Annotated in this window: 11 protein-coding genes; 8 read left to right on the top strand and 3 right to left on the bottom strand. The window is 65.3% G+C overall.

The features are described from left to right. Positions 1 to 72 precede the first annotated feature (72 nt). The gene (locus XH89_RS03725; protein WP_194465790.1) at positions 73 to 1,224 is read left to right on the top strand and encodes an acyl-CoA dehydrogenase family protein; all 1,152 of its coding nucleotides are present in this window, start codon (positions 73 to 75) and stop codon (positions 1,222 to 1,224) included. 8 nt (positions 1,225 to 1,232) lie between these two features. Here the strand turns inward: XH89_RS03725 and XH89_RS03720 are convergent, their stop codons facing one another. After that, a complete protein-coding gene (locus tag XH89_RS03720; RefSeq protein WP_194465789.1) occupies positions 1,233 to 3,323 on the bottom strand; it encodes a bifunctional diguanylate cyclase/phosphodiesterase in 2,091 nt (696 codons plus the stop codon). 552 nt (positions 3,324 to 3,875) lie between these two features. Here XH89_RS03720 and mepA point away from each other — a divergent pair. From mepA to modC, 5 genes are all read left to right on the top strand, one after another. After that, entirely contained in the window at positions 3,876 to 4,820 is a 945-nt protein-coding gene (gene mepA, locus XH89_RS03715; protein WP_194465788.1) for a penicillin-insensitive murein endopeptidase, read from the top strand. 523 nt (positions 4,821 to 5,343) lie between these two features. Next, positions 5,344 to 5,847: a hypothetical protein gene (locus XH89_RS03710; RefSeq protein ID WP_194465787.1), complete on the top strand. Its 504-nt coding sequence runs from the start codon at positions 5,344 to 5,346 to the stop codon at positions 5,845 to 5,847. Positions 5,848 to 6,021: 174 nt separating this feature from the next. Next, a complete protein-coding gene (gene modA, locus XH89_RS03705; RefSeq protein WP_194465786.1) occupies positions 6,022 to 6,807 on the top strand; it encodes a molybdate ABC transporter substrate-binding protein in 786 nt (261 codons plus the stop codon). A gap of 8 nt (positions 6,808 to 6,815) precedes the next feature. After that, positions 6,816 to 7,511, top strand: coding sequence for a molybdate ABC transporter permease subunit (modB, locus tag XH89_RS03700; RefSeq protein ID WP_194465785.1), 696 nt, complete (start codon positions 6,816 to 6,818; stop codon positions 7,509 to 7,511). Positions 7,512 to 7,513: 2 nt separating this feature from the next. After that, positions 7,514 to 8,176, top strand: a complete 663-nt coding sequence (gene modC / locus XH89_RS03695) for a molybdenum ABC transporter ATP-binding protein (protein ID WP_194465784.1) — start codon at positions 7,514 to 7,516, stop codon at positions 8,174 to 8,176. Positions 8,177 to 8,308: 132 nt separating this feature from the next. Here the strand turns inward: modC and XH89_RS03690 are convergent, their stop codons facing one another. Together XH89_RS03690 and XH89_RS03685 are read right to left on the bottom strand one after the other, a co-directional pair. Beyond that, positions 8,309 to 8,569: a PepSY domain-containing protein gene (locus XH89_RS03690; protein WP_194465783.1), complete on the bottom strand. Its 261-nt coding sequence runs from the start codon at positions 8,567 to 8,569 to the stop codon at positions 8,309 to 8,311. 369 nt (positions 8,570 to 8,938) lie between these two features. Next, a complete protein-coding gene (locus XH89_RS03685; protein WP_194465782.1) occupies positions 8,939 to 10,732 on the bottom strand; it encodes a potassium/proton antiporter in 1,794 nt (597 codons plus the stop codon). 208 nt (positions 10,733 to 10,940) lie between these two features. Between XH89_RS03685 and XH89_RS03680 the strand changes: the two genes are divergently transcribed. Both XH89_RS03680 and map read left to right on the top strand, forming a co-directional pair. Continuing rightward, a complete protein-coding gene (locus tag XH89_RS03680) occupies positions 10,941 to 12,257 on the top strand; it encodes a mechanosensitive ion channel family protein (RefSeq protein ID WP_194465781.1) in 1,317 nt (438 codons plus the stop codon). A gap of 192 nt (positions 12,258 to 12,449) precedes the next feature. Next, a complete protein-coding gene (gene map, locus XH89_RS03675; protein ID WP_194465780.1) occupies positions 12,450 to 13,268 on the top strand; it encodes a type I methionyl aminopeptidase in 819 nt (272 codons plus the stop codon). Positions 13,269 to 13,278: the final 10 nt, after the last annotated feature.

Below are 13,278 nucleotides of genomic sequence, written 5' to 3'. Positions count from 1 at the left end.
TTGATCGCTACCGCGAAATAGACCACGATCGCGTTTCACCGCTCACGGCAGAATGGGCGAGGAAACGCTGATATGGACGGAACTGTCGGAGTCGATCTCGTCGCGCGGGCGCGGGCCATCGCGCCGCTGATTGCTGATAAGGCTGACGAGATCGAGCGGACGCGGCGGCTGACGCCCGATGTCGTGGGTGCGCTGATCGAGAACGGGCTCTACCGCGCGTTGTTGCCCCAATCCCTCGGCGGATCGGAAGCGCCGCCCGAGACCTTCATGCAGATGCTGGAGGAGATCGCGAACGCCGATGCGTCCACGGCCTGGTGCCTCGGCCAAAACAGTGTCTGCGCGATGATCGCAGCTGCGCTCGACCACGACACCGCGAACGAGATCTTCAACACTGCGCCCGGCATCTTGGCCTGGGGCGCGGTGGCGCATGAGGCGCGCGCGGTGGAGGGCGGCTACCGCGTCACCGGGCGATGGGATTTTGCCTCGGGCTCGCCGCAGGCAAGCTGGCTGGGCGCGCATGTCCGCATCGTCGATGCCGACGGCACGCCGCGCAAAAATGCCGATGGGTCGCCGGAGCTGCGCACCCTCCTGTTTCCGCTTGCGCGTGCCGTGATGCACGACGTCTGGCAGGCGATTGGCCTCGCCGGCACCGGCACCAATTCCTACGAGGTGAAAGACCTCTTCATCCCCGATCGCTTCGCCGCGCTCCGCGATGTGCCGGACGCCCTGCGCGAGCCGGGGCCGCTCTACCGGCTTCCGACCGGCTCGACCTACAGTCTCGGCTTTGCCGCGGTCTCGCTCGGCGTCGCGCGCGCGACGCTGGATGCGGCGATCGCGCTGGCGCGCGCCAAGCATCAGTCATTGGCGGCGAGCGCGATGCGCGACAACCAGGCGGTTCAGGGGCTGATCGGCCGCACCGAAGGCGACCTGCGCGCCGCGCGGGCCTATCTCTACGCGACCGCGCAGGCGATGTGGCGCGACCTCTCAGCGACAGGCGTCTTTAGCCCGGCGCATCGCAGCGCTGTCAGGCTCGCCGCGACCTGGACCATCCAGCAATCGGCGGAGGTGGTCGACACCGCCTATCGCATGGCCGGCGCCACGGCCGTATTTCGCAGCAATCCGTTCGAGCGACGGTTTCGTGACATGCACGCCATCACCCAGCAGATCCAGGCACGCGATACGCATTTTGAGGATATCGGGAAGGCGATTTTGTCGGAGAGGTGAACAACACCTCACGCCACCAGGGCGGCGTCCTCGTCATCCGCGCCATCGATGCCGCGCTGTGCGGCCAGGAGGCTGATGATCTCGGCGTTCGGCCGGGCCTTGCTGAACAGAAACCCCTGGCCCTCGTCGCAGCCCTCGGCGCGGAGGCAGCTCAGCTCGGCCTCGGTCTCGACACCCTCGGCGGTGATGATGACCCCGAGGCCTTTGCCGAGGCTGACGATGGAGCGGATGATCGCCTGGGCTTCGCGGTTGGCGCCGAGATCGCGCACGAAGGACTGGTCGATCTTGATTTTGTCGAACGGGAAGCTGCGCAAATAGCTGAGGCTGGAATAGCCGGTGCCGAAATCGTCCATCGAGATGCGCACGCCGAGCGCGCGCAGCGCATGCAGCGTCGCCAGCACCTGGGCGCTCTTCTCCAAGAGCAGCGTCTCTGTGATCTCGAGCTCGAGCCGGCGCGGCGCCAGGCCGGAATGCTTCAGCGCATCCGTCACCATCGACAGCAGATTGCCACTGCGGAACTGCAGCGGCGACAAATTGACGGCGACGCGGACGTCGTCGGGCCAGCTCGCGGCATCCAGGCACGCCCGGCGCAGCATCAGGCCGCCGAGCGGATTGATCAGGCCGGTGTCTTCCGCGACCGGGATGAACTCGGCGGGCGAGACCATGCCGCGCTCGGCATGCGGCCAGCGCACCAGCGCCTCGAAACCGGTGATGCGACCGCTCTGGAGATCGATCAGCGGCTGGTAGTAGGGCCGCAGCACCTCGTTCTGGATCGCGTCGCGCAGCTCGACTTCGATCTTGCGGCGGCTTTGCGCTTTTGCGTCTAACGCGGCCTCGAAGAAGGCGAAGCTGCCGCGGGCGTCCGCTTTGGCGCGCGACAGCGCCATGTCGGCGCTCTTGAGCAGCTTTTCGGCCTCATCGCCGTCGCCCGGCGCCATCGCGATGCCGATCGAAGCGCGGATCACCACGGAATGACCGTCGAGCAGATAGGGATCGGCGAGCGCTTCCAGGAGGCGCTTGGCCAACATCACCGCGTCCTCGGGGCGCGTCAGACCGCTCTGCACGATCGCAAACTCGTCCGAATTGAGCCGCGCCAGCGCGTCTTCCTCGCGCAAGGTGGAACGCAGCCGCTTGGCGACGCCGCGCAGCAGCTTGTCGCCGACCGCATGTCCCAGCGTGTCGTTGACCGACTTGAAGTTGTCGAGCCCGAGCATCAGCACCGCGACCTTCTCGGCGCTGCGGCGGGTGTGCAGCAGCATCTCGTCCATGGTCTGGCGCAGCAGATTGCGGTTCGGCAGCCCCGTCAGGCCGTCATGCTGGGCCATGAAGGCAAGCCTCGCCTCGGCGCGCTTGCGTTCGGTGATGTCCATCAGCGCAAGCAGCACGGCGGGCCGCTCAGCATAGGTCAACTCGCGGGAATAGATCGCCAGATCGATCAGGGCGCCGTCGGCCTTGACGTGCTTCCAGGTGCGGCCGGCCTGCTCATCGCTCGAACGATCGCCGGTCCACGGCGGCTCGCTGTCGAAGGCCTGCAAAGAGCGGATCGTCAGCTTCTCGAACTCGGCGCGGCCATAGCCGTAATGCGCGATCGCGGAGTCGTTGACGGCGAGGATGCGCTCGTCGTCGCGCGCGCAGACGATCATGGGAACGGGATTGCCGTCGAACAGCAGGCGGAACGAGGCCTCGCGCTGCTTCAATTCGGTGATGTCGACACGGAGGCCCACGACGCCGCCATCATCGGTGCGGCGTTCCTCGATCAGGATGACACGGCCGTCGGACAGCGTCTGCTCGTGGCGCTTGCCGGGCTCGTAGAGCTTCTTCAGCCGCGCGGCGATCCATTCGTCCTCGTGGCCGGCGGCCTCCGGATAGTCGCCGCGGGCAACGCCGACGCGCAGCGTGTCTTCGAGCCGCGCGCCCTCCTGAAACAGATCGGCGGTCTTGCTGTAGATCTCGGAATACTGCTTGTTCCAGAGGACGTAACGGCCTTCGGGATCCAGAATCACGATGCCCTGCGGCAAGAGGTCGACGGCCTGGCGCAGCCGCTCATGCGATTTGCGCGCGTCCGCGATGGCCGCCTCGGCTTCCGCACGGCTTTGCACGAGCAGGTCGCGTCGGGCGAGCGAATGAGGCGCGCGCGCGAATCGCGGCTTGCCGTGCTGTCGGCCGCCTCCGGCAAGCGCGGTGCGCTTTCGCTTTCTTGTTTCTTTGGACCCCGAACTCAACTTCACACGCCCTAGCCGCACCCAGCGGCCGCAAGTCTTGCTCCAAGTGTCTGAAAGAAAAGTAATCCTGGCCGGCGGCGTGACCGGGCTGCCGCTTGCGAGCCGGGCGGATTTGCCTGTTTGCGAGGCGCGAGAAGCGCCGATCGGCGCGCCGAACCTGACGCCACGTCGCGATCGGCGCGAGAGCAGATACAAAAACGCGCAGTCTCCCTGAATCAATTCCGGAACGCAGCCGGCTTGTATGCAGGCGGCAGGCGCATCTCGTTCCGCGCACGATTTTTGGTCAATCCAGGATAGAGTTATCGCCTCGTTAAAGAACGGCCGGCCATATGCGACTATAGGATGATCCGGTTGGAACTATTAAATGTCGTGTTGGACGCGTCGCAGCCGTGCGGCATCGGCTCCGCGATGGGATATAAGAGCAACAGCATGAGTCCCTGCCGCATCGTCCCTCTCCTGCTCGTCATGACGCTCCTGGCCGCCGGCAGCGCGCTGGCCCAGGACAAGGGCAGCGTGAATCCGAAACCGCTGCCGCCGCTCGCCAACCCCAACGATCCCAAGCTCGGCGCCAAGGAGCTGTTCGCGCGCAAGCTGCTGCCCTCGAAAGGGCCGGCGCGCGTGATCGGCTCCTATGTGAAGGGATGCATCGGCGGCGCCCAGCAGATGCCGGTCAACGGCGACAGCTGGCAGGTGATGCGGCTGTCGCGCAACCGCAATTACGGCCATCCCGACATGATCGCATTGATCAAGCGCCTGGCTGCCAAGGCGCACAAGGATGCGAACTGGCCGGGCATTCTGGTCGGCGACATCGGCCAGCCGCGCGGCGGGCCCGCTTTGTCCGGCCATGCCAGCCATCAGATCGGGTTAGATGCCGACATCTGGCTGACGCCGATGCCGGACCATCGCCTCTCGCGCGAGGAACGCGAGGAAATGTCGGCGGTGATGATGGTGCGCCCGGACCGGCTCGACATCGATCCGAAGGTGTTCACCCCTGGCCATGTGCTGGTGCTGCGCGACGCCGCGCAGGAGCCGGCGGTGCAGCGCATCTTCGTCAATCCCGCGATCAAGAAGGCGCTGTGCCGCGAGGCCACGGGCGACCGCTCCTGGCTGTCGAAGATCCGGCCGTGGTGGGGCCACGACTATCACTTCCACATCCGCATGCGCTGCCCGGCGGGATCAGGCGAATGCAAGGGCCAGCCGTCGCAATCCGAGGACGAAGGCTGTAAGCCCTCCGACTTTGCTTATTGGTTCAGTGAGGGCGTGCTGCATCCCAAGCCGCCGCCGGAGCCGCCGAAGCCGAAACCGCCGATGACGCTGGCGCAGATGCCGGCGGCCTGCAAAGCCGTGCTGCGCGCACCGGATGCGAAGCCGTAGGGGCGTGTGGGGCACGCTGTCGCCTACCCACCGTCGTCGTCCCGGGGCGCGAAGCGAGCCCGGGACCCATACTCCCAGGACGTCGTGTGGTGCGAGATGGCAACTCCGAATCTTCGCCAAACACGATCCTGTGGTTATGGATCCCGGGCTCGCGCTGCGCGCGCGCCGGGATGACGGAGAGAGTTGCTGCTGCCGCCTCACCCGCCGCTGTCGTCCCGGACAAGCGCGCCCCAAGCGCGCGCAGATCCGGGACCCATACTCCCGAGACGTCGTGTGGCGCGAGATGGCCACTCCGAGTCTTCGCCAAACTTCTCCCTGTGGTTATGGATCCCGGATCGGCGCTCCGCTTCGCTGCGCTTGTCCGGGATGACGAGGAGTTGGTTGGTACGCACGATCCAAATGCGCTAATATCCGCCCCGCCGGCGCGGCCGTAAGCCCTCGGCATTTCGGGAATGCGCATCCCGCCTCCAACAAAACCAGACGGCACGCCCGCTTCCCTCGCGGGCCAACGATGAGATTTCATATGCGCGTCTTCGTTCTTCTTGCCGTGCTCTCGATCAATGCGACCTCAGTTCTGGCCGCCGAGGAGCCCAGCGGCTGCGACAAGTTCAAATGGCCGATCGAGCGCGACCGCGCCGCGCTGACTGCGCCCGAACGTGCCAGGCTCGCCTCGGGAGCCGAGCAGGCCGCGGTGCCGTCGACAGCGATCACGCTCGGGCTGGTCGCGCCTGCCGAGGCAAAACTGCCCTCGCCGCCCGAGCGCGCGCCGAAGGACGGCACCTTTGCCGGCTTCACCAGCATCAAGACGGCGAAGGCCGGGCTCTACACGATCAGCCTGTCCTCGGGTGCCTGGGTCGATCTGGTTCAGGACGGCCATTTCCTCAAGCCGGTGGCCTTCAGCGGCGCGACCGATTGCGACGGCATCCGCAAGACCATGAAATACGAGCTCTCGGACAAGCCCTTCGTGCTCCAGATCAGCGGCGCCAGGGACAATTCGCTGTCGATTTCGATCCTGCCGGCCCAATAGGCCGCCTTTGACCTCCGGCCCCAGCCTGCTATCTTCGGGAGCTGCGATATCCTCGCCGGCCGTAAGCCGTTGCGGGACACGTGGAACAGCGCTTCCGCCCGTCGCACTGCCCATCCAGTTAACGCCAGATTTGCGCGTGCGACGACGCGCGCGGGCTCGCACGGAGCGCCATCCATGTATCGACTTGCCGGACTTTTCACCGCCTTCGTCATGCTCGCAGCCACGAGCCTGTCGCCGGTTGCCGCCGAGGACAAGACCATCACGGTCTTCGCCGCAGCGTCGATGAAGAACGCGCTCGACGAGATCGACGCCGCCTATACGGCCAAAACCGGCATCAAGTTCAGCGTCAGCTATGCCGCGAGCTCGGTTCTGGCAAAGCAGATCGAGCAAGGCGCGCCGGCCGACGTGTTCGTCTCCGCCGACACCGACTGGATGGACTACGCCCTCTCCAAGAAGACCATCAACGAGCCTTCCAGGGTCAACCTGCTCGGCAACAGCATCGTGCTGATCGCGCCGAAGGATTCCAAGGTCGACAACGTCACCATCGCGCAGGGCTTCGATCTCGCAAAACTCGCCGGCGACGGCAGGATCGCGACCGGCGATGTGAAGTCGGTGCCGGTTGGCAAATACGCCAAGGCCGCGCTCGAGAAGCTCGGGGCCTGGCAGGCTGCCGAGCCGAAATTCGCCATGGCCGAAAGCGTCCGCGCGGCGCTGACGCTGGTTGCGCGTGGTGAAGCCAACCTCGGCATCGTCTATTCCACCGACGCCAAGGTCGAGCCCGGCGTGAAGATCGTCGGTACCTTCCCCGCGGATTCGCATCCGGCGATCATCTATCCGGTGGCAGCGACGACGACCGCAAAGCCCGAGACCAACGGCTATCTCGCCTTCCTGCGCACTTCGGCCGCCAAAGCCATTCTGGAAAAATACGGCTTCAAATTCCTGATCAGCCCGACAACCTGATTTTTTTCGTGCTCGACATCTCTCCTGCCGAATGGACGGCGATCCTGCTCTCGCTCAGGGTCGCCGTCGTCGCGACGCTGGTGGCAACGCCGTTCGGCGTTGCGCTGGCGTGGCTGCTTGCCCGCAAGGATTTTTGGGGCAAGTCGGTGCTCGACGCCGTCGTGCACCTGCCGCTGGTGCTGCCGCCCGTTGTCACCGGCTATCTCCTGCTCCTCACCTTCGGCCGACGCGGCCTGGTCGGTGGCTTCCTCGCCGATCATCTCGGCATTGTGTTTGCCTTCCGCTGGACCGGAGCCGCGCTCGCCTGCGGCGTGATGTCGTTTCCGCTGCTGGTGCGGCCGATGCGGCTGTCGATCGAGGCAATCGACCGTAAGCTCGAGCAGGCCGCCGAGACGCTTGGCGCCGCGCCGTTCAAAGTGTTCTTCACGGTGACGCTGCCGCTGGCGCTGCCCGGCGTGCTCGCCGGCATGGTGCTCGGCTTTGCCAAGGCGATCGGCGAGTTCGGCGCCACCATCACCTTCGTCTCCAACATTCCCGGCGAGACCCAGACGATCTCCTCCGCGATCTATTCGCTGATCCAGACGCCTGATGGCGACGCCGCCGCGGAGCGGCTCGTGATCGTCTCGATCGTGCTCGCGCTCGGCGCACTCATCGCCGCCGAATGGTTCGCCCGCCGCGCCACAGCGCGACTGCACGGGAACTGACCATGCTGCGCGTCGACGTCGAAAAGCAGCTTGGCGAGTTTTCGCTGCACGCAACCTTCGCCAGCGAAGGCCGCGTCACCGGCCTGTTCGGCGCATCCGGCGCCGGCAAGACCTCACTGATCAACATGATCGCGGGCCTGCTGCGGCCCGACCGTGGCACCATCGTCATCGACGGCGAGACGGTCGACGACACAGAAAGAGGCATTCACGTGCCGACCTGGCGCCGCCGCATCGGCTATGTCTTCCAGGACGCGCGGCTGTTTCCGCATCTCAACGTCGCACAGAATCTCGACTATGGCAGGCGGATGAACCGCCTCGCGCGCGATGCGGCCCAGCACAAGCGCGTCGTCGAGCTGCTCGATATCGGCGCTCTGCTCGATCGCCGACCCGGAAAACTGTCCGGCGGCGAGCGCCAGCGGGTCGCGCTCGGCCGCGCGCTGCTGTCGAAGCCACGTTTGCTGCTGCTCGACGAGCCGCTCGGCGCGCTCGACGAGGCCCGCAAGCTCGAGATTTTGCCGTACCTGGTGCGGCTGCGCGACGAAGCCAATGTCCCCATGGTCTATGTCAGTCACGATGTCGCCGAGCTGCGCCAGCTCGCCACGCAGATCGTGATGCTGAGGCAGGGCCGCGTGACGTCGTTCGGCGGGGTGAAGGTGCTGACCTAGCCTTTCCCGTCATTGCGAGCGCAGCGAAGCAATCCAGAGTGCTCCGGCGGAAAGATCCTGGATTGCTTCGTCGCACCAGCGCAAAATTGCTTCGCAATTTTGTCGCGGGCTCCTCGCAATGACGGGCTAGAGCTACCAGCCGCGATCGACGTTGCGCACGTCGCCGGTGCGGGCGTCGACGTCGACCTCCATCCAGCGGCCACGACTGTCGCGGCCCTCGATCTGCCATTCGTCGCCGGCGAACTCGGTGTGCGAAATGGTCATGACGCCGATATCGGTGGCGACATCGATCGCGGCCTGCATCGAGATCTGGTCGCCCGTGTCATAGGCCAGCGCCGGCGCCGCGGCTCCGAGGCCGATCGCGACGATGGCGGGCAGGATGAGTTTGCGCATGGGTTGCTCCTGTCAGATGCGTTGACCATTACGCGGCTAGAACGGACAACGCCGCGACACGTTCCGGAACCGGGAGTCACGAAACCGCGCAAATCTTCGGCGGTTGCGGCGATTTGGTGGCGGTCGTCAATCCGTGTTCCGTTCCCATGCGTAACGATGTCGTCGATTGGGCAAGATGCATCGGCAAACACCGTCATTGCGAGCGCAGCGAAGCAATCCAGAAATGCACCCGCGGAGACGGTATGGATTGCTTCGTCGCAAGAGCTCCTCGCAATGACGAATTTTTGGCTAGTTTCGCCGACCAAACTACCGACTGTGGTAATGGGTCCTGGCTTCCGCCAGGACGACATTGAGGAAACAGGCGAGCACCTAAACTCCCGCCACCGAGGTCCATATCTCCGCGAGCTTCTTCCGCAGCGCCTGCCGCCGCGTCAGCGGCGCAGGCGTTTCGTCGTCTTCCGGCAGACGCAGGCCGACGACGTTGACGCGGCCGCCGGAAATGCTGCGCGCGACGAGCACGATCGTATCAAGCGCGAGCTCGGCGCCTTCCTTCGGCGCGCGGTCGAGATGGACGTCGAAATAATCGGCGAGCGTCAGCTTGCCCTCGTCCTCGCTCACCCTCACGCCGTAGATCTCGGCGAGCTCGGCGAGCGTGTGCTCGCCTGAGACCATGAAGTCGCCGAGCAGGTGCGGATCCGGCGCCGTGCTCGGCTGCATGTCGACGAAGAAGCGGTCGAGCGCCTCGGCCTTCTCAGGCGGCGCCAGCAGGTAGATATAGTCGCCGGGCGCGACCGGCTCGGCTTCCACAGGCGTCAGGATGTGCTCGTTGCGGATCACCAGCGTCGGCTTGGACCAGGACGGAATCAGGCCGCGGCGGAAATAGAGGCTCTTCGGCCGGACCGGATAGCCGACCAGCTGCTGTTCGAGCTGGCCGGGCAGATCCAGCTCGACCCGGCGCGGGCCGCGCTCGGCGCGCGGCAGCGCCACGTGCAGCTTGCGCGCAGCGGGCGCCAGCGTCCAGCCTTGCAGCAGCAGCGAAATGATGACCACGACGAAGGCGACGTCGAAATAGAGATAGGCCTTCGACAGGCCGACCAGCATCGGGATCGACGCCAGGAAGATCGCGACGGCGCCGCGCAGGCCGGTCCAGGCGATGAATATCTTTTCGCGCCAGTTGAAGCGGAATGGGGCGAGGCACACGAATACGGCGATCGGCCGGGCCACCAGCATCAGGACGAAGGCGACTGCGATCGCCGGCAGCACGCTGGAGCCGAGCCGGCTCGGCGACACCAACAGGCCCAGCAGCACGAACATCACGATCTGCGCCAGCCAGGTCGCGGCGTCCAGGAACGCCACCACCGAATTATGCGCGCGCGTCGGCCGGTTGCCGATGATGATGCCGGCGAGATAGACGGCGAGGAAGCCGGACGCATGCATGATCTGCGAGCCACCGAAGATCACGAGCGCGGCCGTGGTGACGAACGGCGCGTGCAGGCCTTGCGGCAGCGCGACCTTGTTGAGTCCGATGACGACGAGGCGTCCGCCGATCACGCCGACGACGGCGCCCAGCACCGCCTCCTGGACGAACTCCATCACCACATGGCCTGGCGTGCTGGAGCCCAGCGAGATGTATTCGACCAGCATCAGGGTCAGGAAGATCGCGAAGGGATCGTTGGTGCCGGATTCCGCTTCCAGCGTCGCACCGACGCGCGGGCGCAGGCGCAGGCCCTGGGTGTGCACCAAGAGGAACACGGCAGCCGCGTCGGTCGAGGCGACCACCGCCCCGACCAAAAGCGACTCCGTCCAGTTGAGGTCGAGCGCGAATTTCGCGAATGGCGCCGTGATCAGCGCCGTCAAGAGCACGCCGACGGTCGCCAGCATCAATGAGGGCGCGAGCACGGTGCGGATGCTGGCAAAGCGCGTCTTCAGCCCGCCGTCGAACAGGATCAGCGCGAGCGCCACCGAGCCGACCAGATAGGTGGTGCCGACGTCGTTGAACTGCAGCTGGCCGGGACCTGCATCACCCGCCAGCATACCGATCGCAAGGAAGACCAGCAGCAACGGCGCCCCGAAGCGCAACGCGAGCAGGCTCGACAGGATACCGGCCATCACCAGGACGGCGCCGAGCAGAATGGCGATGCTGAAGGAGTCGAGGGAGGCCATCCACCTTCCGGGTACAAATCGCTGGAATTGCATCCTTATCGTCGCCGCCCCGGCGCGCCAACCCATTTTCGCTCCTCGCGGCAATCTGCCCGTATTTTGCGGCCTTAACGCGCTTCACTTCGCGGTGTATCGATGGCCCGGCCGCGTCCTTTGTGGGATTCTGCGGCGCTTTCGAATCATCCCTCCCGCCTGCGACGAGACCCTCCCGATGGACATGGACCTCAAAGACATCATGGAGTTCGTGCAGACCACCGCGCGCAGCGTCGGGGCGGAAATCGCCTCGCCCTGGTTCTACCTGCAATTCGGCCTCATCCTGACGGCGGCCGGGATCGCCTATGCCGCGGAGGCCACAATTCGCAACCGCGTCGACATGACGTCGGTCGCGATGCGCTGGCCGCTGCCGCTTCGGCACTTCGCCCGGGTGATGGTCGCCAGCGGCTCGACGGCGGTCTTCACCCTGCTCGTGATCGTCTTCCGCCTGGTGATGTATCACGCGACCTGGCCGAGCCGCAGCTATCTCTTGATGGTCGCCGCCAAGCTCGGCCTCGCCTGGCTCGCGATCCGGCTGCTGACCTCGGTGCTGCGCAATGCCTTCTTCGTCAGGCTGGTGTCGGTTGCGGCCTGGTTCGTCGCTGCGCTGTCCATTCTCGGCCAGCTCGAGGCCACGGTCGATTTGCTCGATTCCTACGCCATCGTGCTCGGCGGCCTCCGGCTGACGCCGCTTTTGGTGCTGAAGGCCGGCGCGCTGCTGATCTTCGCGCTCTGGCTCACCAACATCGCCAGCAATTTCGCCGAGAGCAAGATCAATTCGACCACCGATCTGACGCCGTCGGTCCAGGTGCTGCTGATCAAGATCATCCGCATCGGGCTCCTTGCCGTCGCAATTGTCATTGCGCTCGGCACTGTCGGCATCGATCTGTCCGCGCTTGCGGTGTTCTCCGGCGCGGTCGGCGTCGGTATCGGTATCGGCCTGCAGAAGATCGTCGCCAATTTCATCTCCGGCATCATCCTGCTCGCCGACAAATCGGTGAAGCCCGGCGACCTCGTCACCATCGGCGACAACACCGGCCGCATCAGCGCGATGAAGACGCGCTATATTTCGGTCGCCGCCGGCGACGGCCGCGAATTCCTGGTGCCGAACGAGGATCTGGTGACGCAGAAGGTCGTCAACTGGACCTATACCGACAAGAACACGCTGGTGAAGATTCCCTTCGGCACCAATTACGACGCCGACCCAAAGCTGGTCTGCAAGCTCGCGATCGACACCGCAGCCACCCATCCGCGAGCCCAGAAGGCCAAGCCGCCGAACTGCATCCTGACCGAGTTCGCCGAAGCCGGCATGAAGTTCTCGCTGACCTTCTGGCTTGCGGACCCCGACGGCATGGACAACGTCAAGAGCGACGTGATGCTGGCGCTGTGGGACGCTTTCAAGCGCGAGGGCATCCGGGTTCCCTATCCCGTCCGCGAAATCCGCATCCGCGGCGGTGCGCTGCCGGTCGAAACCACCGTAGAAGTCCCGAATTGAGCCGCTTTCGGGCGTCTGGCGGGGAGGACTCTTGTTTTTGACGCGTTTTCTTCACGCGAACCGCTATCCACTTCGCTCGAAAACGCTCCGGCCAAGCTTGCACGGGGGCCGGCAATCACTAAATTAGGGCCTGAAATCAAGCCTTTCCGCCCACACCGAAACCGGGCTCTCAAGCCCAGAGACAATATCCGCATGAGCTACGTCGAAGCCACCGATACCTCCCTGCGCAAGACCGGACAGATCAAGCTGCATGGGCCGGCCGCCTTTGCCGGCATGCGCAAGGCGGGTGCTTTGGTCGCAAAGTGCCTCGACGAGCTCACCGACATCGTCGGCCCCGGCGTGCCGACCGACCGCATCGACGAATTCGTCCGCAACTTCGCCTTCAGCCATGGCGCCTATCCGGCGACGCTGATGTATCGCGGCTATCGCTACTCGACCTGCACCTCGCTCAACCACGTGGTCTGCCACGGCATGCCGGGCGACCGGCCGCTGAAGGAAGGCGACATCGTCAACATCGACGTGACCTTCATCGTCGACGGCTGGTACGGCGATTCCAGCCGGATGTATGCGATCGGCCCGATCGCGCGCAAGGCCGAGCGGCTGATCGAGGTGACCTATGAAGCGATGATGCGCGGCATCGCCGCGGTGAAGCCCGGCGCCACCACCGGCGACATCGGCCACGCCATCCAGAGCTTCGTCGAGCCGCAGGGCATGAGCGTGGTGCGCGATTTCTGCGGCCATGGCCTCGGGCGCATGTTCCACGACGAGCCGAACATCATCCATATCGGCCGGCCCGGCGAAGGCGTGCAGCTCAAGCCCGGCATGTTCTTCACCATCGAGCCGATGATCAATCTCGGCAAGCCGCATGTGAAGATCCTGTCCGATGGCTGGACCGCGGTGACCCGCGACCGCTCGCTGTCGGCACAGTTCGAGCACTCGGTCGGCGTGACTGCGACGGGTGTCGAGATCTTCACGCTGTCGGAGCGGCACGGCGAGAAGCAGATCGGGTGATCTTGTCGCC

This window comes from Bradyrhizobium sp. CCBAU 53340 (assembly GCF_015291645.1).
Lineage (GTDB): Bacteria > Pseudomonadota > Alphaproteobacteria > Rhizobiales > Xanthobacteraceae > Bradyrhizobium.
Note: the sequence above shows the minus strand (reverse complement) of the source record. Positions and strands in the feature narration are given on the sequence as shown.

What these genes read in the sequence shown, in the direction of transcription:
- map (WP_194465780.1), top strand. Translation starts at nt 12,450, where the DNA reads ATGAGCTACGTCGAAGCCACCGATACCTCCCTGCGCAAGACCGGACAG.
- XH89_RS03725 (WP_194465790.1), top strand. Translation starts at nt 73, where the DNA reads ATGGACGGAACTGTCGGAGTCGATCTCGTCGCGCGGGCGCGGGCCATC.
- modC (WP_194465784.1), top strand. Translation starts at nt 7,514, where the DNA reads ATGCTGCGCGTCGACGTCGAAAAGCAGCTTGGCGAGTTTTCGCTGCAC.
- XH89_RS03690 (WP_194465783.1), bottom strand. Translation starts at nt 8,569, where the DNA reads ATGCGCAAACTCATCCTGCCCGCCATCGTCGCGATCGGCCTCGGAGCC.
- XH89_RS03685 (WP_194465782.1), bottom strand. Translation starts at nt 10,732, where the DNA reads ATGGCCTCCCTCGACTCCTTCAGCATCGCCATTCTGCTCGGCGCCGTC.
- XH89_RS03680 (WP_194465781.1), top strand. Translation starts at nt 10,941, where the DNA reads ATGGACATGGACCTCAAAGACATCATGGAGTTCGTGCAGACCACCGCG.
- XH89_RS03710 (WP_194465787.1), top strand. Translation starts at nt 5,344, where the DNA reads ATGCGCGTCTTCGTTCTTCTTGCCGTGCTCTCGATCAATGCGACCTCA.
- modA (WP_194465786.1), top strand. Translation starts at nt 6,022, where the DNA reads ATGTATCGACTTGCCGGACTTTTCACCGCCTTCGTCATGCTCGCAGCC.
- mepA (WP_194465788.1), top strand. Translation starts at nt 3,876, where the DNA reads ATGAGTCCCTGCCGCATCGTCCCTCTCCTGCTCGTCATGACGCTCCTG.